This window comes from Paraburkholderia sp. SSBN10T, assembly GCF_056619545.1.
Map to the genome: position 1 here is coordinate 169970 of NZ_JBWQQI010000011.1, position 21549 is coordinate 191518.

Below are 21549 nucleotides of genomic sequence, written 5' to 3' on the forward strand. Positions count from 1 at the left end.
CCCCCGTTGTTGCCCGCTAATTTTTCCGTGGCTGCGCCTCTGAAGTGATCCGCCGCGCGTACATTTGAGTGAACGCCGCGCCACCGCGCCGCTTGACCCGGTGCATCCCGACAAACAAAAAAAGCGAAATCGCTGTCATAAGACCGGTGCCGGTCCGACTAAAGGCTGGGAGCACCCGCCGTATGTCGCGCTGTTCGCGTGACGCTCGTGCTCTTTCGACGGCATCACTCAGGGACCACAATCATGAAATGCACGAGACGGATATTTTTCAGGGTAGTCGGCGCGGCATCGCTTGCCGGCGGCATGACGGGGTGGCGCGCCGCGCGCGCCGGCGCTGCGGATCCGGCCAGCGCCCCGGGCGCGGCGACCTACGAGGTCACGCATACCGAGGCCGAGTGGGGCAAGCTTCTAACGCCCGCGCAATATCGGGTCCTGCGCGAGGCCGGGACGGAGCGGCCGTTCAGCAGCCCGCTCAATTTCGAGCACCGCGCCGGCATCTTTTCCTGCGCCGGCTGCAAGCTGCCGCTGTTCTCGTCGAAAACCAAGTTTGACAGCGGCACCGGTTGGCCGAGCTTCTGGCAACCGCTCGATCATGCGGTGCTTACCCGCACCGATACTTCGTTCGGCATGACGCGCAACGAGGTGCTATGCCGCCGCTGCGGCGGCCATTTGGGCCATGTGTTCGACGATGGACCGAAGCCGACCGGCTTGCGCTATTGCATGAATGGTCTGGCGTTAACGTTTACACCGGCTACGTCGTAATGCTTCGATCAGGCTGAAGCTTCGCATATTCACAAACCCCATCCGATCCCTCCCAAACCCTACCGCACCCCGCCCCCACCGATCAGGCCCGGATATTGCAATCGTCGAGCCTGCCAGACTTCGGCCGCACAGAGCATGAATTCACCGCAGCCGGTAAGCTCAGCCAGCGTTGACTTCACTTGCAGCCAGCGGCCGAATCGTATGGGCTATTCGCTGAAAAAATTACATGTCCATGCAAGTTTGCGTGGCAGCCGTTACAGTCTCGCAGGGGAATTCCCAAGGCAGGCAGTCAATTCACTCGCAGCTAGCTAGCGATCGGAGGATTGGTGTCGAACAGACGTACAACGTGGGCGGTACCGAACCGCAACAACCAGGCAGCGCTCCGCGCGCCGTGGCTGACCGTCGCTGCTATCGCGGGCATGGCTGTCATACCGGCCCCGTCCGAGGCTCAAACGCCGGCGCCGCTGCAGGAGTGGCAATACTCGGCGGGGGTTCCGCTGGAAAAACTGATGGAGCCGCAGATCCCCACATGGCAAATCGCGGTGGGTGCCGCCGGAGCCTTTCAGCCGCGCTATGACGGCGCGGATCGCTATCATTTCGAGGGTGGTCCGAGTGTCGATATCCGCTATAGCGATCTTTATTTCATTTCAACAGGGGAAGGCTTCGGCGCCAATGTGCTGCAAGGTCAAAACTGGCGGATCAGCATCGCTGCCGCCTACGATCTGGGCCGGCGCGGTCAGGACGACGACGAGCACCTGCACGGTCTGGGCAACATCAACCCCGCGCCCGAACTGAAACTGGCCGCCGACTACGTGATATCGAAGAGTTTCCCGCTGGTCCTGCGCGCCGATATCCGGCGCAGCTTCGGCGGCGCGAATGGCTGGGTCGGCGATCTCGGCGCATATATGCCGTTGCCAGGCAGTTCGAAGACATTCTTCTGGTTTGCCGGACCCAGCCTGACGTTTGCGGATTCGGAGTACATGAATAGCTGGTTCGGCGTCAGCCACGCGCAGGCTGCCGACTCCAGTTATTCCTACTATCACGCGAGCGCCGGCCTCAAGTCGGCGGGCTTTGGCGTCAGCGCCATCTGGTTCTTCCAGAAGCACTGGTTCGCGGCCTGTGACTTCGCACTCGAGCAGCTCGTGGGCAGCGCAGCGCGCAGCCCGATCACGCAACGCGCATCCAACGGCGTGCTGGATCTGTCGATCAACTATCGGTTCTGATCGGGCGGTGCCGACGTCGTGGGCTTAGCCGCGGCGCGGTGCGCCTAGCAAAGCGTCGCCGGTGCTGCTGCGAGAGCCTCGGTTTGTCCCGCCCTGAGCAGGCCCTCGACCATGCGCGTCTCGGCTCGCGCGATCATTTCGAGCGAGGCCTCGGACAGTTGCGCATCCAGAATCGAAAGCGCCGCGCACAGTTGCGGGTACGCGTCATCGTTCAAGGCCCAGCCGTCCTGCTGATGCTCGACGGCATCGAGCTGGACCATTGCCGCGTGTGCGCTTTCGACATACACCAGACCCTCCGGCTCCAGGCCGAGGCGGCACAGTTCCTCGGACACCAGAAAATGCCGGCCCAAGGTCATGAACAGATCCCGCGAACCGTGCCCGCGCCGAAACGCGTCGAGCGCGGTATAGCATTGCAGAAGCATGGCCTGCGTGACCGGCTCGTGCGCCGCGCGGCTGAAAGTAAGGGCGCGCAGCAGCGGCGACATGGCCGGCTGGTTGCGTTTGCGGCTGTGCGATTTATTGGGCATGACGGTTTAAACCTCGTTCTGTAACGCTCGGTCCGCCACTGGAGTCTTCTGCAGACAGTGCGCCGGCGGGTATTGAGCAACCTTGAGTGAGCGTCTTGTCACCATCATGGCAAGCCACAATTAAAGCAACCTTAAACGGCGCGGCTGGAGTGAACGAGATTGCGATCGCGCGTTTGGCGCGCCGGCGGCTTAAAAAAAAGCCCTGTCCCGTGGGGGACAGGGCTCGACAGGATGGAAGAGTCGCACAGGCGCGTGGATGCTTGCCGACCTGTTTCCATCAACAACAACGCTGTTGAAACTCACTGCTGCTTAAAACGTGGTCCTTCACCTTCGCTGTGCTGCAAACCCCTGTTGCTTTTCTTGCATGTGATGCGAGAAGCGCTTTGGTGATGCGTGTACTGCAACTGCCTGAACTACCGGGTCGTGCTTGCTGCGTGGTCGATGCATGGTGCGGCGTAATGCTTGCTGCGTGTTCCTTGCTGGTACTGCCTGATGCAGACTGCGGACTACCATCTTGCGTGCTGCGTGCTGCGTGCTGCGTGCTGCGTGCTGCGTGCTGCGTGCTGCGTGCTGCGACTGCGGTTCTCTACTGCCACTTCTGGAACTGTCCTGCAGGTACGGTCAAAACAACGCGGGGGGAAGACCGCGTATGGGCTCGGTGGTTCGTCGCGCCCATGAAAACAAGTGTAAAGACGAACCAATGAAAACGATCCGGCGAAACGAGGGGAATTGACGGCGCAGTTCAGCGAATTGCAAACATCGGCAGCCGCAGCCCGGCTCGATAGTGCTCGGTTCTGGTGCAGCGGGCGCGACCGTCAGCCCGGACCGAAGGGGCGTCGGTAGGCGCTCGCGTCTCCCTGCCAGCGGCGGTCGTGCGGCTGTGTGGCCGCCGTCCCATCGGACCGTTCCCCATCTAGCTCCATTCCGCTCGCCCCAGTTCGATTTCGCCGACTTGCCGACATGGGCATTCGACTATGTCGCCAGCGGGATGGGGCATCGCCCAGTTCATCCTTTTGTGTCATCCAGCCGTCGTGATCTTTCGCGTAGCCTCTCTTTTAAACGTGAGGTTGTGGTGGGGTACGTATCGTCAGATGAGTTACCTGCGTTTCGCGAATTTTCGGTTATTGATACGCATAACGTATTAAATGACGATGGCGTTATCCAAAGATCGAAGCCGCATCCTTTGTGCAAACAACGTCCGCTTTATTCGGCAATCCGTCGTTCTCGGGGCGTATGAAGAAATCGGCGATGTTCCCGCTGCGAGCCCTCGTTGCGCACCGAAGCGGTGCTGCATTGGTCGGTTTGGCGCATGCCTCAGGACGTTCGCCACACAACCATGCAATCGGGAAGCGTGGCATTTGATCAAAAAACCGTCAAACGGGCAGTTGACCATATCGGCATAAAACTTGCGTTGGTCAACCGGATAAAAGCCACATGCCGCGCGGCGGAGCGGCACCTCAAACAGCTTATGAAATGTGCTCCGGTCACTCAATCAGGAGGACTGTCACGCACTAGAAAGAGAGAGATCCACGAACGGGAGGACATCATGTTTGAGTCCGCGCCTATTACTGCTAGCAAGGTAGTGGATGGGGAAACGGTGCGCGCCGAGTATCTGTGCGATACGGGACGCTTGCGCATTACCGGTGAGCGCACCGTCCACGCCGAATGGTTTCCGCCGCATTCCTGGTTCGCCATTGCGTCGAGTTCCGGGCACAGCCGGTGGGGCACCCAGCCCACCGAAGCAGATCTGTTACTGTTGATCGACAACTTCCTGGGCTATTCTAGTCAAGACACCTTCGCGCTGGTGCGGCGCTGACGCGACTTGTGGCGCCGAATGCGCAGGCGCCGTTCCATGGGTAACAAGCGGGTGGTCAGGGTGGCGTGTTCACGCCGTCCTTACGTGGGTAATGGACGCAGTGGCCTGGGTGTAAAACGTAGCGATCGGATGCTCGCCATGGCCAGGCGGTGGACCGGAGTGACTCAGCGAGATGTTCTTCGCGGGGATTCCCCACCCTTGGAAATCGAGAGGCTGGCAGCCATGTTTACTTTCGTCGTTGTCGTTGCCATTGCGGCATTCATTCCGTACGTCGCTGCACCCGGAATCGCAAATGGAGTGAAGGCCGTCTCATCCCATCCGTCCGCGGACACCGGAGTGCAGCAGACGCTCCCCGCAGCCAATCCAGTGCTGGACGCGGCAAACCGCATACTTGCCGAGCGGCAGGACAAACAGCGCCTGGTTTGATCCGTTGCAGACAACCCGCCGCGGATACCCGCGGCGTTCGGTGAGAGCGGGATGAGTCTTACGTGCGCGCCATCTGAATGTCGCCTGAGTGTCTCTTAAGCGCTTCCTCAGCGCTACTCGTGACTATCAACCCAGGCGCGCGCCCAATCGAGGCCCGCAAGACGGGCCTCATCCTCGCTATCGAAGGTACCGAGCACGCCCGAGCCTTCCACGAGCTTGCTGCCGCGGGTGATCGTACCGCTGCCGGCATAGCCATCGTTCTGGACGATAGCGTGGCCCCAGATCGCATAGCCCTTATAGGTTTCAGATTCCATTTTTTGTCTGGGTGGAGGCTATTTCGCAACGTAGCGATTCAGCTTGAGACGGCATGTCCATCACAATCGCTGTGCCGGCCAGATTGTTGCACCGGACGCAGCGCTGTTAGGCGAATCTTCAGTGCACCGGCAAGCCGGTTGTAGCCCGGACGGCTGCTGTAGTGTGTTCCTGATCGCGGCCCCAGCACTTAGCGCACCACAGACGCCGAGATACGCCCGGTACTCACCTGAAGGATATTCCCTTCAGGGGTCACGATCCGCGGAATGTCGAGAAACCGTGGGCTCGCCGCTTTCTTCGATGCGTCGCTGCCGCCGTGCTTGCCCGCCGAGGCTTTGGCGAGCGGATCCGCAATACGGCGCGGCGCGGCTTTGCTGACGCCGTGCGGGAGCAGCGCCGCTTTACCGGTTTTGGGCTTGCATTTACCAGCGGGTTGGCCGATGCGGGCCTCCGGTGGGTTCCAGATCTCCACGTAATGCTCGTCCGCAGCGGCGGTTGACACGACCGCGAGCAGGATGGCGGCCGCGCTGACAAATCGCAGCATGTCTTCTCCGTAGGTTCGCACGATGGGGCGCAGTGCGCTGAACAGCACAGCAACTTGCCTCAGTTCCCATGCATAAACAGTCCTAGTCTGCGCTGTAGTGACGGCCGCGCGCTGTAAGGCGCAACGCGCCATACAGCGGCGAGTGCCGGACTTGCGATACTGACGAGGCGGCAAGGAAAGAGGATTGCAAACACTGTACATCCATACAGGTATTTGTGCAATCCCGGCACAGGCCACTTAATCGATGCAGCCTTCGGGATCGGCCGGATCGCCTTGTTGGCCATCGGGCAATTGCCGGCCAACGTGGACGATGTGGCGACCAGCGACGATAAACGCGTAGCCGAGGCCATGAAGGCGTTTGCCGTGGCGCCGCGGCAGCATCGTGTGGTCGCGCGCCTCCAACGCTCAGACGTTTAACGCCTCCGGCTCCTTGCGGCGGACCGCGACCGCCACCGAACTGCCGACGATCAGGATGATCCCGAGCAGCGACAGCATGCCGACCGACTCGCCCCACAACACGTACCCGAATAGCGTGGCCCAAACGATGCTCGTGTAGTTGAGCGGCGCGAGCACGCCGAGTTCGCCGTGGCGGAATGCCGAAGTCATCAGCAGTTGCCCGGTGCCTGCAGCCACGCCGAGCAAGACGAGGATGCCAAGGTGTTCGAGGCTCGGAGTGCGCCATGCGAGGAGCAGCGAGAACCCCATCACTACCGTGCCGATCAGGGTCGAATACAGGACGATCAGGCTGGCGTTTTCAGTCGCGCCGATGCGCTTGATCTGAAGCACCGAGAGCGCGCCGAAGACGGCGCTCAACAGGATCAACAGGGCGCCCGCGAGGTTAGACGAGGCGCCGGCAGGCCGCACTATCAGCACAATGCCGATGAAGCCAAACACCGCAGCCAGCAGGTCGCGGCGGCGCAGCGCCGCTTTCAGGAGCAACGGCGAGAGGACGATGAGGAACAAGGTTTCGGTATAGGCCAGCGCGACCGCTTCGCTGAGCGGCACGTAGCGCAGGCCGGCAAAGAAAAACGCCAGCGAGGCCATCAGCGCCACGGCGCGCTCGAGATGCGCGCGCCAGTGGCGGGTGCGCAGCATCTGAGGACCTTGCCCGGCCCGCGCGGCGAGCAGCAGCGCGGGACCGAGGCCGAACAGCATGCGGAAAAAGGTGATTTCGTTGGCCGGGTAGTGCGCGGTGATGGACTTGGCGAGCGCGTCGACCGTGGCGAAGCAGAACATGGCGGCGAGCATCTGCGCGATGCTGCGCAGGGGGAGGGCGGATCTGGTCGAGGTGGCGATCTGCATCGAGACTCGGGGTAGGAGGGGCGGTAAGAGGGGCGGCGTCCATGATGATAGCGCGGCCACTGCCGGCACCGCTCCCGCACCGCTCCCGCACCGCTACCGCTCAGGCACCGCCTCGGCCTTCGCCAGGGTTCGCCACTGTGCCGGCGTCATCCCCACTTGCCGTTTGAACACCCGCTGAAACGCCGCATCGGACTGATACCCCACCGACTCGCCGATTTCGGCGATCCCAAGATTGGTTTGCGCGAGCTTGCGACCAGCCAACGCCATGCGGATTTCCGTCAGCACGTCGCTGGCCGAGCGGCCGATCGCCTCATCGAAATGGCGCGCGAAAGTGGCGCGCGACATATGACAGAGATCCGCCAGTTCGGGCAAGGTCCACGGCTTGCCGGGTTCATCGAACATCACCGAAAGGGCCGGTTGCAGACGCGGACGTTGCGCGAGCGCTAACAGGCCGCGCGGCGGTTCGTCGGCGTGGCTGGCAAAGCGCAGCGTGAGCGCGAATAGCGCGCCCGACAGGTGGTTCACCAGGGTCTCGCTTGCCGGCCCCTGTTCGAGCGCCTCTTCGCGCATGAGCTGGATCAGACGGGCAAGGCGGCTACTGGCGAACTCGCCGTCACGCTGCGCGGCGTCGCTTGCATTCCCCCGCGCGACGCTATGCACCAGCAAGCGCCCCGGCAAATGGTCGCGCAACAGGCGCTCCGGCACCGCAGGCAACAGAAACCGGCCACACAGGATATCGACCCCTGCGCCCGTGCCCTGATTGGTCACGATGGTCAGTCCATTCACCTGCCGCACACTCTCCGCCAACACCTCGCCGCCGCTTCCATCGTGCAGCACATGCGGCGCGCCAGCCGGAAACAGCACGATATCGCCCGCCGTCATGCGCAACGGCTCACCGTGGCCGTCCTCGAGCACCGCTTCGCCGCGCAACAACACGTGATAAGCAATTTCGCGCGGATCCGCAGCGGGTTCGTCGATCCGCCACGGCGCAGCGAAATGGCAGCGCACGTCGAGCCGGCCGGCGACGGGCATCAAGGCGAGTAACCGGCTCAGCAGATCCATGATGGCGTTCCAGTCAGTTGAGACGTTTGAGCATGAAGTTGGGTAATTGTGGCATTAAATTACTCGCCGTGTCTCACTACACTGACTCCCATGCCATACGACATGGCTAGCAGTTGCAAATGAACCCAACCTCAAGGAGTCGATCATGTCCCGTCTTACCGCCATCAATCCTGAAACCGCCACCGGCGCTGCCGCAGAAGTGTTCGCCAAGATCAAGAAGGCCGCCGGCAAGGTACCGAACGCCTACGCTACTGTCGGCACGCACAGCCCGGCTGCGCTCGGCGCAATGCTCAATGTCGACGCCGTGCTGGCGAGCGGCAGCCTTGCCAAGGCCGACATCGAAGTCATCAAGCTCGCGGTCAGCGAGGTCGCAGGCTGTGACTACTGTATCGCCGCCCACACGTTGATGGGCAAGTTCGCCGGCCTCGCGCCGGAGACGATGAAGCAGGTACGCGCAGGCACCGCAAGCGGCGACGCGAAGCGCGATGCGTTGGTGCGTTTCGTCCGCACCCTCGTGACGACGCGTGGTACGGTCGCCGCCGACGAAGTCGACGCGATTCGCGCAGCCGGCTATAGCGAACAGCAGGTGATCGAAATCAGTCTGGCGATCGCGTCCATTACGTTCACGAACCTCGTGAACCGCGTGAACGACACCACACTGGACTTCCCGGCAGTGGCGTAAGGCGGATGGCGCGCGTTTGACGACGCGCGCCTCGTATCCCGGCGGCGCATCGTCATCGTCATCGCTTTCGTCATCGTCATCGCTTTCGTCATCGTCAGCGCTCGGCGGCGCAAGCCGCCGCTTCGCCATTCCTGGCCACGCGCCATGCTTCCCACACCCCATGCTTTGCATATGCGCATTGATTGGTTCGCTTCGCGCTGAGGCGTCCTTAATCTAGACGTCGCCACGGCGATGGGCCGCCCGCTTGCGGCGCTTCGAGCCGTCATGAACTTGCAAAGGACGCACATGGCTTCATCAGGACACTCCAACCGTGACACGCAGCCGGCCGATGCCAGCCGCCGTTCGCTTCTGAAGGCCGCGGCGGCGCTAGCGGTCGGCACCGGCGCGGTGCTTTCCGGTGCCGCAGCCGCGCTGCTGGCGAGCCAGCCCGCGCGGGCTCAAGGGAATTCGAAAACGCTGCGGATCGGTTTCCAGAAATACGGCAACTTTGTGGTCCTGAAAGCGCACGGCACGCTCGAAAAGAGACTTGCGCCGCAAGGTATCAGCGTGCAATGGCTGGAGTTCCCCGCCGGGCCGCAACTGCTGGAAGGATTGAATGCGGGCGCGGTGGATGTCGGCACGGTCGGCGAAACGCCTCCCATTTTTGCCCAGGCTGCGGGCGTCGACTTCGTCTATATCGCCAACGAACCGTCGGCGCCCAAAGGCGAGGCGCTGGTGGTCCAGCAGGATTCGCCGATCAAAACGGTGGCCGACCTGCGCGGCAAGAAGGTCGCTCTCAATCGCGGCTCGAACGTTCACTTCCTGCTGGTCAAGGCGTTGCAGCGCGCCGGTCTCGCGTACACCGACATCCAGCCGGTCTATCTGACCCCGGCCGACGCCCGCGCGGCCTTCGTGCAGCGCAGTGTCGACGCCTGGGTGATCTGGGACCCGTACCTGGCCGCGATCGAGCGCCAGGCGAATGCGCGTGTTCTGACCAATGGCGAAGGGATCGTGCGCAACACGCAGTATTACGTTGCCACCCGCAAGTTCGCCGAGGCGCAGCCGCAAGTGCTGCATACACTGCTCGACGAACTGAACCAGGTGGACGAGTGGGGCCGCAGCAACATTCCGGCCGTGGCGGCGCAGTTGTCGCCGCTCGTCGGTCTCGATACCGCGACGCTCGAAGTGGCGCTGGGACGTGCCGGCTACGGCGTGCAACCGATCACCGATGCGACTCTTGCGTATCAGCAGCAGATCGCCGACACGTTCAGCGATCTCAAGCTGATTCCGAAGAAACTGACGGTTGCGGAGGCGCGCTGGAACAGTGTGGGGTGAGCGAACTCCGCGGCGAGCCAGTGCGCCTGGCAAACACCTGCAGCCGCATTACATGCCCTTGAACTTCCCGGCATAGAACTGGCTAACGTCTGGTTCCGCCGGGTGGCCACACAGGCCGAGCGTCAGTTTGCCCGTCTCGTCGCGCGAGGAGCTAGTAATCAGATCGGCACCCACCACCATGCCGCGGTGGATTTGCCAGAACCGCTGCGGGTCGAGTTGTTGCAGCAATTCGCGCAACTAGGTGCGGACCCGGTGTTCGCGCTCGGCTGTCACGACGCGGACATGTTTCCCCACCGCCTCGAAGTACAGCACTTCGCCGACCGGAATCATCCTGAGCGTGTCGCCGGCGCTCGCCTGAATCATGCGCAACGGGCCGGCTGACCCTGCCGCGCCACCTGGCACGGCGGCGCCGGACAAGCCTGCCGCACGCGGCGCCGCGCCGCCGAACAGCACGCGCAACTGATCGATCATCAGCGTCAATTCCGACTCCCCCACCTGCGGTTACTCACGCGCCTGCAACGTCGCTTGCAGGCGCGCGCACGTTTTTGCCAGCCGCTCGGGTTGACCAGGGCGGCTGGCACACCTCAAACCCAGTTGAACATCTACCGAAGAATGGCGGTGAACATCGCGGTGGGCGCCTTGTCTATCAACGTGGTTGCGATGGCGCATAGGTTCAGCCGGCTTGCCGCCACGTTCTGGCGGTTTGCGACAAAATGCCGATGAGCGGCGCGAAACGGTCCGGATCCAGCGCGAAGCGTTGCTGACGCGACGCCGGCAAGCCCGCCCGGCGCGCGCGTCGCCTGAAGGCGTATGTAATCTGCATTGATGGTTGCCGTACAGAAGGAGCGGGGCAAAGGTCCTAGGTTGGGAACCGGCTCCGCGTGCCCGACACGTGCCAGGATAGGGGTTGCATCACCATGAGAATGTGCTTTCCCAACGCGCTTAGCCTGCTGACCGCGCTTGGCGCGACCCTCTATGCGATCTCGTCGGCCGCGTACGAACTCGATGCGCAGCTAGACTGCAGCACCAACGCGCATACCTTCATTACTTCACTGCAGAGCAACCAGTTCATCGAAGCAGAACCGATGCATGTGGAAGCGAACTCCGTCAATGCGTTTCGGCCGACCCGCGGCAGCGAGCTGACGGCTTTCGGATTCCGGGTCTACGCGGTGCTCGGCTACGATCAGAACGACCAGCTATTTCACAAGGGCAGCGGTCAGGCCATGAGCGGGTCGATGTATGGCGTGGTGGTGTATGGCACGAGCGAGTCGGTCAAGACGCATCTGCATGACGCCGGCAGCGAGGCGGCGGTGCACGAAGTCCTACCGCTCGTCATGACCGCCGTGTTGTGCAGGAACAATTGAGGCGGCCCAACAAGGCAAGCTGGGCAAGCGCCGCAACCATCCCTCCCGTAAGCCAAGCTCAGCGCCTGGCGCGCAGGATGTCCGACAGCGCGTCCCGCACGTCGCCGATCACGCCTTGCCAACCTTCGGCCGTATCGCGTTGACGGAACAGGTACATGTCCTTGGGATACCACGGCGATTGCGCGCCCGTGCGCTGCCAGCGCCAGTCGACGCCCCGGCGCGGCAGCATCAGCCAGCAGGCCACGCCCAATGCGCCGGCCACGTGAGCGACGGCGGTATCGACGCAGATCACCAGATTGAGCTGTCCGACGATGGCGGCGGTATCGCCGAAATCACGAATCTCGTCACCTAGGCAGAGCGCCGGCTGCCGCGCCGCGCACGCTCGTGCTTCGGCTTCGGCGCCGCCCACCTGCAGACTGATAAAACGCACACCGGGCACCGACCACAGAGGCAGTAACTCCGAGAAATGCCGCAACGAGCGCTCGGCATCGTTGTCGTGTGCGGGGTTGCCCTTCCACACCAGTCCGACACGGATGCCGTCGCCCGGCAGACGCGCGCGCCACGTTTCGAGGCGGTTGGTGAATACGCCGGCATACGGAATCGGCGCGGGGATCGATTCGAGTGTCGTGCCAAAGCGGCAAGGCAGGCTCAGCAACGAGTCCCAGTAATCGTGCGCGTACAGGTCTTGCGGGTCGGTGATCAGCGCGTCGATGCCACGGACGGTTCGCAGCAGCGGCGCCAGCGCCGGTTTGCAGATCACCGAGAGCTGCGCCACGCCGCGCGCCTTCAGTAGGCTCGCATAACGGACAAACTGAATAGTGTCGCCATAGCCTTGCTCGGGCAGCAGCAGGAGCGTCTTGCCGTGCAGATCCTCGCCGCTCCATTGCGGAAACGGCAAGGCGCCATGCTCGTGGAATACCTGCGAGCGGGCTTCGTAATACGGCCAACCTTCCGCATAACGGCCGGCGGCGAGCAGCATCAACCCATAGTTGCAGCGCACCTCCGGACTGCCGGGCTGCAGTTCGAGCGCGCGGCAATATTCGGTTTCGGCTTCCTCGTAGCGCCGCAGACCTTCGAGCGTGTCCGCCAGGTTCGAGCGGATCTGCGCCGCATCCGGCAGCGCTTCGAGCGCGTGCCGGTACTGGTCCACGGCCTCCAGCAGGCGCCCTGACTTGCGCAGCAGGTTGGCCAGGTTGTTGTGGGCCACGCCGGTGTGGTCGCCGCTTTCCAGCAGGGCGTGGTACAGGCGTTCGGCGCGTGCGAGATCGCCTTTTTGCTGGGCGTCGAACGCTGCTTCGACAAGCTGAAGGCCGGCGCCGGAGGCGCGCCGATGCGAAGGTTGCTGGTTCATGAGACAGGTGGTTTGCGCCCGATGGCGGCAAGCGTTGTCTTTCAGATGGACCGTTCGGCACGTCGAGGCTCGCGTGCCGGGCGAGGCAAGGTATCGCGCCATTCTACTGCCGCACCCGCCATCGGCAAGCAACTGGGCAAGGTTCTGAAACTATCGGTGCGCACGATACATTGGATACTAAATAGCGATTTTTCATTTGCTTATAACGGTCTTAGGATGAACGAATCCGCTGACGCCGCCCGCACGCCGATGCGGCCGGGCGCGAGAAGCAAGGCAGAAGCGCGGCAGGACCGCGGCAAAGCCGGGGCTCACGCAGTCGGCAAGACCTGGGAGGTAAGGATGGAACACCACGCGCGCACGCAAAACGAAAAGCTCGAAGTCAAAACCACCACGTGCTACATGTGTGCCTGCCGCTGCGGCATTCGCGTGCATCTGCGCGACGGCGAAGTGCGCTATATCGACGGCAACCCCGAGCACCCGCTCAACCAGGGCGTGATCTGCGCGAAGGGCTCGTCGGGCATCATGAAGCAGTATTCGCCGGCGCGCCTGACCCAGCCGTTGATGCGCAAAGCGGGCGCCGAGCGCGGCAGCGCGCAGTTCGAACCGGTCTCGTGGGAGGTGGCGTTCGCCACCCTCGAAAAGCGTCTTGCCCATCTGCGCGCCACCGATCCGCGCAAGTTCGCGCTGTTTACCGGCCGCGACCAGATGCAGGCGCTCACCGGGCTGTTCGCCAGGCAGTTCGGCACGCCCAATTACGCAGCCCACGGCGGCTTCTGCTCGGCCAACATGGCGGCCGGGATGATCTATACGATCGGCGGCTCGTTCTGGGAATTCGGCGGCCCCGACCTCGACAGCGCGAAGCTGTTCTTCATGATCGGCACCGCCGAGGACCATCATTCCAATCCGCTGAAAATCGCGCTTTCGAAGTTCAAGCGCGCGGGTGGCCGCTTCATTGCCATCAACCCGATCCGCACCGGCTACGCGGCGATCGCCGACGAATGGGTGCCGATTCGCCCCGGCACCGACGGCGCGCTGTTCATGGCGCTGATCCACGAACTGCTCGCAACCGACGCCTACGACCACGAGTTCGTCACGCGTTATACGAACGCGGCCGAACTGCTCGACATGAATACGGCGAGCGACGCGTTCGGCCTGTTCGTGCGTGAAGCGGGCCTGCCCGAAGTCAATCCGCTGTTTCCGCAAAACCACCTGTGGTGGGATCTGAACACGCAGCGCGCGGTGCGGCATCACACGCCGGGCGCGCAGCCGGCGCTCGAAGGCAATTTCACGCTCGATGACGGCACGCCGGTGACGCCGTCGTTTGCCTTGCTGCGCGAACGTGTGGCGGACACCACGCCGGAATGGGCCGCCGGGATCACCGGCATCTCCGCCGACGTGATCCGCCGCCTCGCGCGCGAGATGGCGCAGACGGCACGCGATCACAAGATCAGCTTGCCGATCCGCTGGACCGACGCCTGGGGCGAAACGCACGAGAGCGTCACCGGCAATCCGATCGCCTTTCACGCGATGCGTGGCCTCGCGGCGCATTCAAACGGCTTCCAGTCGATCCGCGCGCTGGCGGTGCTGATGTCGCTGATGGGCACAATCGACCGGCCGGGCGGCTTTCGCCACAAGTCGCCGTATCCGCGCGCGGTGCCGCCGTCGGCCAAACCGCCGAGCAGCCCCGACGCCGTGCAGCCGAATACGCCGCTCGCCAATGGGCCGCTTGGCTGGCCGGCCGCACCCGAGGATCTGTTTATCGACAACGACGGCAAACCCGTGCGGATCGACAAGGCGTTCTCGTGGGAATACCCGCTGGCCGTGCACGGGCTGATGCATAGCGTGATCACCAACGCATGGCGCGGCGATCCTTACCCGATCGATACGCTGCTGATTTTCATGGCCAACATGGCATGGAACTCGTCGATGAATACGGTCGAAGTCCGCAAGATGCTGGTGGACAAGCAGGAAAACGGCGACTACAAAATTCCGTTCCTGGTGGTCTGCGACGCGTTCCAGTCGGAGATGACCGCGTTCGCCGATCTGATCCTGCCCGACACGACCTATCTGGAACGCCACGACGCGATGTCGGTGCTCGACCGGCCGATCTCCGAGTTCGACGGCCCGGTGGATTCCGTGCGCGTGCCGGTGGTGCCGCCGACCGGCGAGTGCAAGCCGTTCCAGGAAGTGCTGATCGAACTGGCGAGCCGCCTGAAGCTGCCGGCATTCACGACGAAAGAGGGCACGCGCAAGTTCCGCGACTATCCAGACTTCATCGTCAACTTCCAGACCGCGCCGGATTCCGGCGTGGGGTTCCTGATCGGCTGGCGCGGCAAGGACGGCGACAAGGCGCTGGTGGGCGAGCCGAACCCGAACCAATGGGAGCAGTACGCCAGCCACAACTGCGTGTTCCATTACACCTTGCCGGAAACGCTGCAATACATGCGCGGCGCCAATGGAGCGTATCTGAAGTGGGCGGTCGAGCATGGCTTTCGCAAGTTCGACACGCCGATCGTGATCCAGCTTTACTCGGATGTGATGCAGAAGTTCCGCCTCGCCGCCCAGGGCAAGACGGCGGGCCGGCAGCCGCCCGATCGTCTGCGCGAGCGCGTCGAGCGTTACTTCGATCCTCTGCCGTTCTGGTACGAGCCGCTCGAACTGGCGGTCACGGATCGCGCCCGTTTTCCGCTCGCGGCCGTCACGCAGCGGCCGATGGCGATGTATCACTCCTGGGACTCGCAAAACGCGTGGCTGCGGCAGATTCACGGCGAGAACTACCTGTTCATGAATCCGTCGATGGCGCGCGAGAACGGTATCGAAGACGGCGGCTGGATCTATGTCGAATCGCCGTGGGGCAAGGTGCGCTGCATGGCGCGCTATAGCGAGGCGGTGGAGCCGGGCACGGTGTGGACGTGGAACGCGATCGGCAAGGCCGCCGGCGCCTGGAACCTCGGGCCCGATGCCAACGAATCGCAGCGCGGCTTCCTGCTCAACCACCTGATCACCGACGAGTTGCCGGGCGCCACGCCCGGCGGCGAGCGCATCTCGAACTCGGATCCGGTCACCGGGCAGGCCGCGTGGTACGACGTCCGGGTGCGCGTTTATCCGGCCGAGGCCGACGCGGATCACACCTTGCCGCAATTCGCGGCGATGCAACCGTTGCCCGGATCGACCGGCGTGGCGCGGGCCGGGATCGCCCAACGCATCGTGCAAACCTACTTCGCCGGGCGCGGCGAGTTTGCCGCGCGTCTGCGTGGCGCCGGCAAGCAAAAATGACGAGGAACCTCCGATGACCCAGATGGCGCTCGTAATCGATCTGAACGTCTGCGTGGGGTGCCACGCGTGCGTGACGAGCTGCAAGGAATGGAACACCTCCGGCGAGGCCGGCAGCCTGGCCGATCTGCGCCCCTACGACGCCGATCCCTCCGGCACGTTCTTCAACCGCGTGCAGACCTTCGAGGCCGGCGAGTTCCCACTCACGGACACGATCCACTTTCCGAAGTCGTGTCTGCACTGCGAGGATCCGCCGTGCGTGCCGGTCTGTCCGACCGGTGCGAGCTATAAGCGCAAGGAAGACGGGCTCGTGCTGGTGGACTTCGACAAATGCATCGGCTGCAAGTACTGTGCGTGGGCCTGTCCTTACGGCGCACGCGAGCTCGACGAAGCGCGTCAGGAGATGACCAAGTGCACGCTGTGCGCGGATCGCATCCATAACGAGGCGCTGCCCGAGCGCGACCGCAAGCCGGCCTGCGTGCTCGCGTGTCCGACTTCGGCGCGGCTCTTCGGCGATATCCACGATCCGGATTCGGTGGTGTCGCAAGCGATCCGCGAGCGAGGCGGTTACCAGTTGATGCCGGAGTGGCAGACCAAACCCGCCAATCACTATTTGCCGCGCCAGAAGACGACGGGCTGTGGCGGCGAATCGTGTTCCTGCAAGTCGCAAGGCAGCGCCGACGCGTTGGTTGCGGATGCAACGAGCGCGCCCGCTGCCGCCGATGCTCCGGTCACACGAGGACAGCCGCAGGCCGAAGCGCGCAGGCCCGCCGCCGGCATGCTCGAGCGCGTCTTCAATATCTTGAGCTTGGGGAGGGGCGCATGAAGCCCGCATTTTCCGTGGTGTTTCTGACCACGCTAAGCGGCGCGGGGCAGGGGCTGCTGATCGCGCTGTTCGGCGTCGAACTGGGCGTGCGGCTTGGGCTGATCGCAGCCGGCGCCGTTCCGCCGCAGATGTTCTTTGTGCTCGGTGCGGCGCTCGCGGTCGGGCTGGGCGGCCTGGGACTGCTGGCTTCGTTTTTCCACCTTGGCCATCCCGAGCGCGCATGGCGGGCGATTGCGATGTGGCGTACGTCGTGGCTGTCGCGCGAATGCCTCGCGCTGCCGGTGTTTCTCGCCTGTGCCTTTGCCTATGGTGTGGCGCACTGGCTCGGCTCGCCGTGGTCGCTCGCAATCGGCGCGCTGGGCGTGCTCGCCAGTGCCGTGCTGTTCGTGTGTACCTCGATGATTTACGCGTGCCTGCGTTTTCTGCAGGAATGGGCAACGCCGCTGACGATGCTCAACTTCGTGCTGCTCGGTTGCGCGTCCGGCTTCACGATTGCGACGGCGTGCTCCGCCTGGTTCGCGCCGGGGCTGGTGTCCGGATTGGCGGTCTGGGCCGCTGCATTGACGCTGCTGGGCTGTGCGAGCCGGGTTGCGTCGCTGCTGCGCAATGCGCGCTTGCGGCCCAGGTCGACCGTGCAGAGCGCGACCGGCATCCAGTCGGCGAAGCTGGAGCAGGAGTCGCGCGGTTTTACGGCTGGCGCGTTCAATCTGCGCGAGTTCTTTCACGGCAAAACACCGCAAGCGCTGCGCCGGATCAAATGGACCTTTCTGGTGGCCGCTTTCGCCGTGCCGGTGGTGCTGATCGCACTCGGTGGCAGCGTGTCGTCGCTGGCTGCGTCGTTCTGGCTGCTGTGCGCCGCGTGCGCGGTGCAGTACGCAGGGTTGGTGGCGGAGCGCTGGTTCTTCTTCGCCGAAGCGCGGCATCCGCAGAATCTTTACTATCGGCAGGCCGCCTGAGTGCAGCTAGCGGTGCGGCTCTTAAACAAGATCATCTGCGCTGCTGGCGGCATGCGTGAGCGCTTGCCGCCAGCAGGGGATGAGCTTCACTGGGCGAGTGGCGTCGCGCTCGCCGCATCCGTAGTGGCCGCCGCACCCGACCCACCCGTGGCCGCCGCGGCAGACTGCGCGGCAGCCGCCCGCGGCGGCGCATTCTTCACGTAGCGGTCGAACCAGCGCTGCATCTCGTACACGAGCTGCTCGTTCGATTCAAGCGCCGAATACCAGTGCGGTTCATGCGGCAGCATCACCAGCCGCGTCGTGCCGCCGTTGCCGCGCAGCGCTTCGTACAGCAGCGTCGCCTGCAGCGGAGTCGTGCCCGGATTGGCGTCGTCCATGCCGTGCACGATCAGCAGCGGCGTCTTCAACTGGTCGGCGTAGAAGAATGGCGATACCTTCGAGTAGACATCCTGCGCTTGCCACACCGAGCGCCGCTCGTTCTGGAAGCCGAACGGTGTGAGCGTCTTGTTGTACGAACCGCTCGTCGCCACGCCCGCGCGGAACAGGTCGGAATGCGCCAGCAGATTGGCGGTCATCAACGCGCCGTGGCTGTGACCGGTGACGCCGATGCGCTCCGGATCGACGACGCCAAGCCGCACCGCCTCATCGACCGCAGCCTTGGCGTCGGCGACGAGCTGCGCGTTGTAGGTGTCGTACGCGTGCTTCGGATCGCCGATGATCGGGAACGACACGTTGTCGATAATCGCGTAGCCCGCAAGCAGCATCAGCCGGTAGTTCTTCAGGCGCGTGAAGGTCTGCTCCGAACCGCTCACCTGGCCGGCCGTCGCCGCATCGGCATAGTCGAGCGGGTAGGCGTACAGGATCGCGGGCACTCGCGTGCCTTCCTGATAGCCGGGTGGCGTGTAGAGCGTGAACGACAGGTCGAGCCCGTCGGCGCGCTTGTATTTGACGAGGCGCTTCCTGATCTGGCGCACCACCGGCGTCGGATCGACGAGGTGGGTAAGCGGGGTTGCGCTCGAAGCGTAGCCGGCTTCGCCAGCCGGTGCGTCGATGGAGGCGCCGAGCGTGCGCTCGAACAGATTCGGCGGATCGTTCGGTGTCTGGTGCCACGTGAGGAACGACTGCGTGCCGGTGCCGGCAAACGTGACGAAGCGCTCGAAGGCTGTCTTGTCGCTGCGGAACAGGCGCTCCGTCTTGAGCGTCGCGAGGTCGAGCCGGTCGAGGAACGGCCGGCTGCCGGCCGGCGAGGCGCCTTCGCCGTCGAGGAAGATCGCGCCGTCGTCCACGCGGATCACCCGGAAGCCGTTCGGCTGCATCCGCGTCACCGGCGTGCCGGGGTCCGCATATTTCTCGTCGCTCGACATGTCCCACAGCACGCGCTGCGTGACCTGCGGCGCATCGACGTCGACCATGAAGGTGCGCTGCCAGTGGCGGTTGTGGTCGTACTCGGAGAGCAGCGCGAGATCCGGCTGCGAGGTCCATGCAAGACCCGCGTAGCGTTGGTGCAGGCGCGTCACTTCACGCGGCGCGGCATCGAACGGCGCCTTGAGCATCATCACCTTGTCGCGCTCCGGCACGTCGACGTTCCAGTCGCCGCCGTCGAGCGCTTCGGCCCACACCAGCGTAGCCGGTTCGCTCGGCCGCCACGAGAAGTTGCGCGGCCCGAGCGGCGCGCCGGCGATCGGCACCCGGTCGGCCAGCGGACGCGACACGATCAGATGAGTCGCGATGTGTGCGCGGTTCGCGATGTCCCAGACCGTGTAATCGTGCGGAAAGCGCTCAGCGGTCGTGACATAGGAATATGGCCGCTCGATCGTCGACACCAGCACGTGCCGCCCGTCCGGCGCCGGTGCGAGGCCGTCGAACCGCGCGGGCGTCCCGAGCGGCGTGACCCTGGTCGTGCGTGTGTCGACCAGCGCGAGCTGCGAGGCGGCGTAATAGTCGAACAGCGCTTCGTCTTGCACGTTCCTGAGCGTATCGCGCGTCTCGTAGGTGCTGCTCTGGCCGCGCTGGCCGTCGGATTCCTGAATGCTCGGACCAACCGATGCCTCCGTGGCGGCGGGCGGCGGACCGCTGCGCGCGGCCACGAGCTTGACGAGCAGCGAGGTCTGGTCGGGCATCCACATCAGTTCGTCGCCGAACATCGGGTTCAACTGCACGCCGGCAATCCGGCGGACCGCGCCCGTGTCGCCGTCGCCGACCCACAGGTCGACCGAGTGCGCCGTCACATTTTCGAACGCGAAGCGCTTGCCGTCGGCGCTCCAGTGCGGGCGGGTCGCGCAGACGCCGGCCGGCAGCGTGACCGGCCGCGTGGCGCCGCTTGCGAACGGCACCAGCTCGAAGCGGGTCGCGCAGGACGGGATGCCATAGCCGCCGGGCGTGTCGTGGCGGCTGCGGTTGGCGGGTTCGACGCGCACGCCGGCGAGCCGCAGGAACGGCGTCGCGACCCGCGCGATGGACGGATACTCCTGCCAGGTGACGAGCAGCGCCCGGTCGGCGGTCGGACTCACCACCGGCGTCGGCAACGGCGGCGCGAGCATCACATCGAGAATCGCTTTGGACGGCTGGCTGTAACCCTGGACCGCGGACTGGGACGGGGCAGGCGTCGTGGCGCTCTGTTGCGCGAGTGCGGTTTGAGCGGTGATCGACAGGACGAACGCGGCGACGGCGAGACGGGAAGTGGCGGAGTGAGAGGTCATCGGCTGCGTGACAGGTTTTGCGGAAATGAAGTCGTCAGATGAAACGGTAACGCGCAGTATTGCATGCGGCGAGCGCGATGCTTCAAGCTGGGATGTCAAATCTTTGCTCGCCGCATCAAGACCGTTTGGTAAGATCCGCCTTTATACCCGCGCGATTCCGTCATGCTGGCACTCAAGCTCACGCTTGTCCCCGTCTTCCTGTTGATCGTGTCCATGTCGGGCAAGTGGTGGGGGCCATCCGTTGCAGGGTGGCTCGCCGGGTTGCCGGTGGTGGCCGGACCGATTCTCTACCTGCTGGTACTGGCCCACGGGCCGCAATTCGGCGCGCATGCCGCCACGCTCTCGCTTTCGGCGATCCTCGCGTCCGAAGCATTCAATTTCGCCTATGCCTGGACCTGCCGCGCCCGCGCCTGGCCAATCGCCCTATTGGCCGCGCTGACGATGTGGCTGTTGGCCGCCTGCGCGCTGTCATTCCTGCCTGCCTCGCCGCTCTGGGCGCTGGGCGCCGCGCTGGCGGCGGTGCTGTTCGGGCAGTCTTTCTTGCCGCGTAGCGCGGCTGTCGCGACTGGCGCGGCGCTGACCCGTACCGACCTCATCAGCCGCATGCTCGCAGGCATGGTGCTCACGCTGCTGGTGACCTCGCTCTCCGGCTGGGCGGGCGCGAGCTGGAGCGGCCTGCTCGCGGTGTTTCCGTTGCTGGGCAGCGTGCTGTCCGTGTCGTCGCATCGCGCTCACGGTGCCGACTTTGTCATAGCGTTACTGCGCGGGATGGTGCTGGGGCGGTTTTCGTTTGCGGCGTTCTGCCTGTTTCTGGCATTCATGCTGCCGCATCAGCCGCCGCTCGTTGTTTTTGCGGAGGCAACTGCGCTTGCGGTCTGCGTGCAGGGCTGCACCAAGCGTCTGGCAAACGTCGCTCGTGTGCGCGCCACGACGCCAGGCGCCGTGGCGGCAGAGTAAGCGGACCATCACGCCCCGGGCCGACGCGAGCCGCAGCGGCACGGCCAGCCCCGGCAGAGCGATATCTGCTTATGGCAGAAAATCAAACAGATCATTGGAAGGCCACATTATCCGGAGTACTGATCAGATAGTCTGCATGGCTTTATACGAAGG

22 protein-coding genes are annotated in these 21549 nt (G+C 64.1%); 11 read left to right on the forward strand and 11 right to left on the reverse strand.

Annotated elements, in window-relative coordinates; genetic code table 11:
- Window positions 1-243: 243 nt before the first annotated feature.
- Together msrB and AC1ECK_RS18725 are read left to right on the forward strand one after the other, a co-directional pair.
- Window positions 244-762: a peptide-methionine (R)-S-oxide reductase MsrB gene (gene msrB, locus AC1ECK_RS18720; protein WP_480321447.1), complete on the forward strand. Its 519-nt coding sequence runs from the start codon at window positions 244-246 to the stop codon at window positions 760-762.
- A gap of 419 nt (window positions 763-1181) precedes the next feature.
- Window positions 1182-1985 (forward strand): MipA/OmpV family protein, encoded by an 804-nt coding sequence (locus AC1ECK_RS18725; RefSeq protein ID WP_480321557.1) that lies wholly within the window; start codon window positions 1182-1184, stop codon window positions 1983-1985.
- Between the two features lie 44 nt (window positions 1986-2029).
- Here the strand turns inward: AC1ECK_RS18725 and AC1ECK_RS18730 are convergent, their stop codons facing one another.
- Window positions 2030-2512, reverse strand: a complete 483-nt coding sequence (locus AC1ECK_RS18730; RefSeq protein ID WP_480321448.1) for a hypothetical protein — start codon at window positions 2510-2512, stop codon at window positions 2030-2032.
- A gap of 1270 nt (window positions 2513-3782) precedes the next feature.
- On the opposite strand from AC1ECK_RS18730, the gene AC1ECK_RS18735 reads away from it, so the two are divergent.
- Window positions 3783-4328: a hypothetical protein gene (locus AC1ECK_RS18735; RefSeq protein WP_480321449.1), complete on the forward strand. Its 546-nt coding sequence runs from the start codon at window positions 3783-3785 to the stop codon at window positions 4326-4328.
- 222 nt (window positions 4329-4550) lie between these two features.
- Window positions 4551-4754 carry a hypothetical protein gene (locus tag AC1ECK_RS18740; RefSeq protein ID WP_480321450.1) on the forward strand — a complete coding sequence of 68 codons (204 nt, stop codon included), beginning with the start codon at window positions 4551-4553 and terminating at the stop codon, window positions 4752-4754.
- A gap of 113 nt (window positions 4755-4867) precedes the next feature.
- Here the strand turns inward: AC1ECK_RS18740 and AC1ECK_RS18745 are convergent, their stop codons facing one another.
- The 5 genes from AC1ECK_RS18745 to AC1ECK_RS18765 all read right to left on the reverse strand — a co-directional run bounded on the left by AC1ECK_RS18745 (window position 4868) and on the right by AC1ECK_RS18765 (window position 7974).
- Window positions 4868-5068, reverse strand: coding sequence for a hypothetical protein (locus tag AC1ECK_RS18745; protein ID WP_480321451.1), 201 nt, complete (start codon window positions 5066-5068; stop codon window positions 4868-4870).
- Between the two features lie 188 nt (window positions 5069-5256).
- Entirely contained in the window at window positions 5257-5610 is a 354-nt protein-coding gene (locus AC1ECK_RS18750) for a hypothetical protein (RefSeq protein ID WP_480321452.1), read from the reverse strand.
- A gap of 237 nt (window positions 5611-5847) precedes the next feature.
- Window positions 5848-6012, reverse strand: coding sequence for a hypothetical protein (locus AC1ECK_RS18755; protein WP_480321453.1), 165 nt, complete (start codon window positions 6010-6012; stop codon window positions 5848-5850).
- Between the two features lie 3 nt (window positions 6013-6015).
- On the reverse strand, window positions 6016-6912 hold the full coding sequence (locus AC1ECK_RS18760) for a DMT family transporter (RefSeq protein ID WP_480321454.1): 897 nt from the start codon (window positions 6910-6912) through the stop codon (window positions 6016-6018).
- Between the two features lie 93 nt (window positions 6913-7005).
- A complete protein-coding gene (locus AC1ECK_RS18765) occupies window positions 7006-7974 on the reverse strand; it encodes an AraC family transcriptional regulator (RefSeq protein WP_480321455.1) in 969 nt (322 codons plus the stop codon).
- 145 nt (window positions 7975-8119) lie between these two features.
- On the opposite strand from AC1ECK_RS18765, the gene AC1ECK_RS18770 reads away from it, so the two are divergent.
- Both AC1ECK_RS18770 and AC1ECK_RS18775 read left to right on the forward strand, forming a co-directional pair.
- Window positions 8120-8656 carry a carboxymuconolactone decarboxylase family protein gene (locus tag AC1ECK_RS18770; protein WP_480321456.1) on the forward strand — a complete coding sequence of 179 codons (537 nt, stop codon included), beginning with the start codon at window positions 8120-8122 and terminating at the stop codon, window positions 8654-8656.
- A 285-nt stretch (window positions 8657-8941) separates the two neighbouring features.
- Complete coding sequence (locus AC1ECK_RS18775; protein ID WP_480321559.1) at window positions 8942-9970, forward strand: sulfonate ABC transporter substrate-binding protein; 1029 nt, start codon at window positions 8942-8944, stop codon at window positions 9968-9970.
- A gap of 48 nt (window positions 9971-10018) precedes the next feature.
- On the opposite strand, the gene AC1ECK_RS18780 is transcribed toward AC1ECK_RS18775, so the two are convergent.
- From AC1ECK_RS18780 to AC1ECK_RS18790, 3 genes are all read right to left on the reverse strand, one after another.
- On the reverse strand, window positions 10019-10207 hold the full coding sequence (locus tag AC1ECK_RS18780) for a LytTR family DNA-binding domain-containing protein (protein WP_480321457.1): 189 nt from the start codon (window positions 10205-10207) through the stop codon (window positions 10019-10021).
- Complete coding sequence (locus AC1ECK_RS18785; protein ID WP_480321458.1) at window positions 10208-10450, reverse strand: hypothetical protein; 243 nt, start codon at window positions 10448-10450, stop codon at window positions 10208-10210. It abuts the gene before it with no gap.
- A 193-nt stretch (window positions 10451-10643) separates the two neighbouring features.
- Entirely contained in the window at window positions 10644-10793 is a 150-nt protein-coding gene (locus AC1ECK_RS18790; RefSeq protein WP_480321459.1) for a hypothetical protein, read from the reverse strand.
- A gap of 94 nt (window positions 10794-10887) precedes the next feature.
- Between AC1ECK_RS18790 and AC1ECK_RS18795 the strand changes: the two genes are divergently transcribed.
- Window positions 10888-11334 carry a hypothetical protein gene (locus AC1ECK_RS18795; protein ID WP_480321460.1) on the forward strand — a complete coding sequence of 149 codons (447 nt, stop codon included), beginning with the start codon at window positions 10888-10890 and terminating at the stop codon, window positions 11332-11334.
- 58 nt (window positions 11335-11392) lie between these two features.
- On the opposite strand, the gene AC1ECK_RS18800 is transcribed toward AC1ECK_RS18795, so the two are convergent.
- Window positions 11393-12685: a tetratricopeptide repeat protein gene (locus tag AC1ECK_RS18800; protein ID WP_480321461.1), complete on the reverse strand. Its 1293-nt coding sequence runs from the start codon at window positions 12683-12685 to the stop codon at window positions 11393-11395.
- A 339-nt stretch (window positions 12686-13024) separates the two neighbouring features.
- Here AC1ECK_RS18800 and AC1ECK_RS18805 point away from each other — a divergent pair, with 339 nt between their 5' ends.
- The 3 genes from AC1ECK_RS18805 to AC1ECK_RS18815 are packed head-to-tail and all read left to right on the forward strand — an operon-like array spanning window position 13025 to window position 17740.
- A complete protein-coding gene (locus tag AC1ECK_RS18805; RefSeq protein WP_480321561.1) occupies window positions 13025-15961 on the forward strand; it encodes a molybdopterin oxidoreductase family protein in 2937 nt (978 codons plus the stop codon).
- A 13-nt stretch (window positions 15962-15974) separates the two neighbouring features.
- Complete coding sequence (locus AC1ECK_RS18810) at window positions 15975-16784, forward strand: 4Fe-4S dicluster domain-containing protein (protein WP_480321462.1); 810 nt, start codon at window positions 15975-15977, stop codon at window positions 16782-16784.
- On the forward strand, window positions 16781-17740 hold the full coding sequence (locus AC1ECK_RS18815) for a dimethyl sulfoxide reductase anchor subunit family protein (RefSeq protein ID WP_480321463.1): 960 nt from the start codon (window positions 16781-16783) through the stop codon (window positions 17738-17740). The genes AC1ECK_RS18810 and AC1ECK_RS18815 overlap by 4 nt, the downstream gene beginning before the upstream one ends.
- Before the next feature lie 86 nt (window positions 17741-17826).
- On the opposite strand, the gene AC1ECK_RS18820 is transcribed toward AC1ECK_RS18815, so the two are convergent.
- Window positions 17827-20439, reverse strand: a complete 2613-nt coding sequence (locus AC1ECK_RS18820; protein ID WP_480321464.1) for a S9 family peptidase — start codon at window positions 20437-20439, stop codon at window positions 17827-17829.
- A 162-nt stretch (window positions 20440-20601) separates the two neighbouring features.
- Here AC1ECK_RS18820 and AC1ECK_RS18825 point away from each other — a divergent pair, with 162 nt between their 5' ends.
- Window positions 20602-21396: a hypothetical protein gene (locus tag AC1ECK_RS18825; protein ID WP_480321465.1), complete on the forward strand. Its 795-nt coding sequence runs from the start codon at window positions 20602-20604 to the stop codon at window positions 21394-21396.
- The last annotated feature ends 153 nt before the right edge of the window (window positions 21397-21549 follow it).

Excerpts from the sequence above, each read along its gene's own strand:
- msrB (WP_480321447.1), top strand. The coding sequence starts at position 244 with ATGAAATGCACGAGACGGATATTTTTCAGGGTAGTCGGCGCGGCATCG.
- AC1ECK_RS18725 (WP_480321557.1), top strand. The coding sequence starts at position 1,182 with ATGGCTGTCATACCGGCCCCGTCCGAGGCTCAAACGCCGGCGCCGCTG.
- AC1ECK_RS18730 (WP_480321448.1), bottom strand. The coding sequence starts at position 2,512 with ATGCCCAATAAATCGCACAGCCGCAAACGCAACCAGCCGGCCATGTCG.
- AC1ECK_RS18740 (WP_480321450.1), top strand. The coding sequence starts at position 4,551 with ATGTTTACTTTCGTCGTTGTCGTTGCCATTGCGGCATTCATTCCGTAC.
- AC1ECK_RS18745 (WP_480321451.1), bottom strand. The coding sequence starts at position 5,068 with ATGGAATCTGAAACCTATAAGGGCTATGCGATCTGGGGCCACGCTATC.
- AC1ECK_RS18750 (WP_480321452.1), bottom strand. The coding sequence starts at position 5,610 with ATGCTGCGATTTGTCAGCGCGGCCGCCATCCTGCTCGCGGTCGTGTCA.
- AC1ECK_RS18760 (WP_480321454.1), bottom strand. The coding sequence starts at position 6,912 with ATGCAGATCGCCACCTCGACCAGATCCGCCCTCCCCCTGCGCAGCATC.
- AC1ECK_RS18765 (WP_480321455.1), bottom strand. The coding sequence starts at position 7,974 with ATGGATCTGCTGAGCCGGTTACTCGCCTTGATGCCCGTCGCCGGCCGG.
- AC1ECK_RS18770 (WP_480321456.1), top strand. The coding sequence starts at position 8,120 with ATGTCCCGTCTTACCGCCATCAATCCTGAAACCGCCACCGGCGCTGCC.
- AC1ECK_RS18775 (WP_480321559.1), top strand. The coding sequence starts at position 8,942 with ATGGCTTCATCAGGACACTCCAACCGTGACACGCAGCCGGCCGATGCC.
- AC1ECK_RS18790 (WP_480321459.1), bottom strand. The coding sequence starts at position 10,793 with ATGCAGATTACATACGCCTTCAGGCGACGCGCGCGCCGGGCGGGCTTG.
- AC1ECK_RS18795 (WP_480321460.1), top strand. The coding sequence starts at position 10,888 with ATGAGAATGTGCTTTCCCAACGCGCTTAGCCTGCTGACCGCGCTTGGC.
- AC1ECK_RS18800 (WP_480321461.1), bottom strand. The coding sequence starts at position 12,685 with ATGAACCAGCAACCTTCGCATCGGCGCGCCTCCGGCGCCGGCCTTCAG.
- AC1ECK_RS18805 (WP_480321561.1), top strand. The coding sequence starts at position 13,025 with ATGGAACACCACGCGCGCACGCAAAACGAAAAGCTCGAAGTCAAAACC.
- AC1ECK_RS18810 (WP_480321462.1), top strand. The coding sequence starts at position 15,975 with ATGACCCAGATGGCGCTCGTAATCGATCTGAACGTCTGCGTGGGGTGC.
- AC1ECK_RS18815 (WP_480321463.1), top strand. The coding sequence starts at position 16,781 with ATGAAGCCCGCATTTTCCGTGGTGTTTCTGACCACGCTAAGCGGCGCG.
- AC1ECK_RS18820 (WP_480321464.1), bottom strand. The coding sequence starts at position 20,439 with ATGACCTCTCACTCCGCCACTTCCCGTCTCGCCGTCGCCGCGTTCGTC.
- AC1ECK_RS18825 (WP_480321465.1), top strand. The coding sequence starts at position 20,602 with ATGCTGGCACTCAAGCTCACGCTTGTCCCCGTCTTCCTGTTGATCGTG.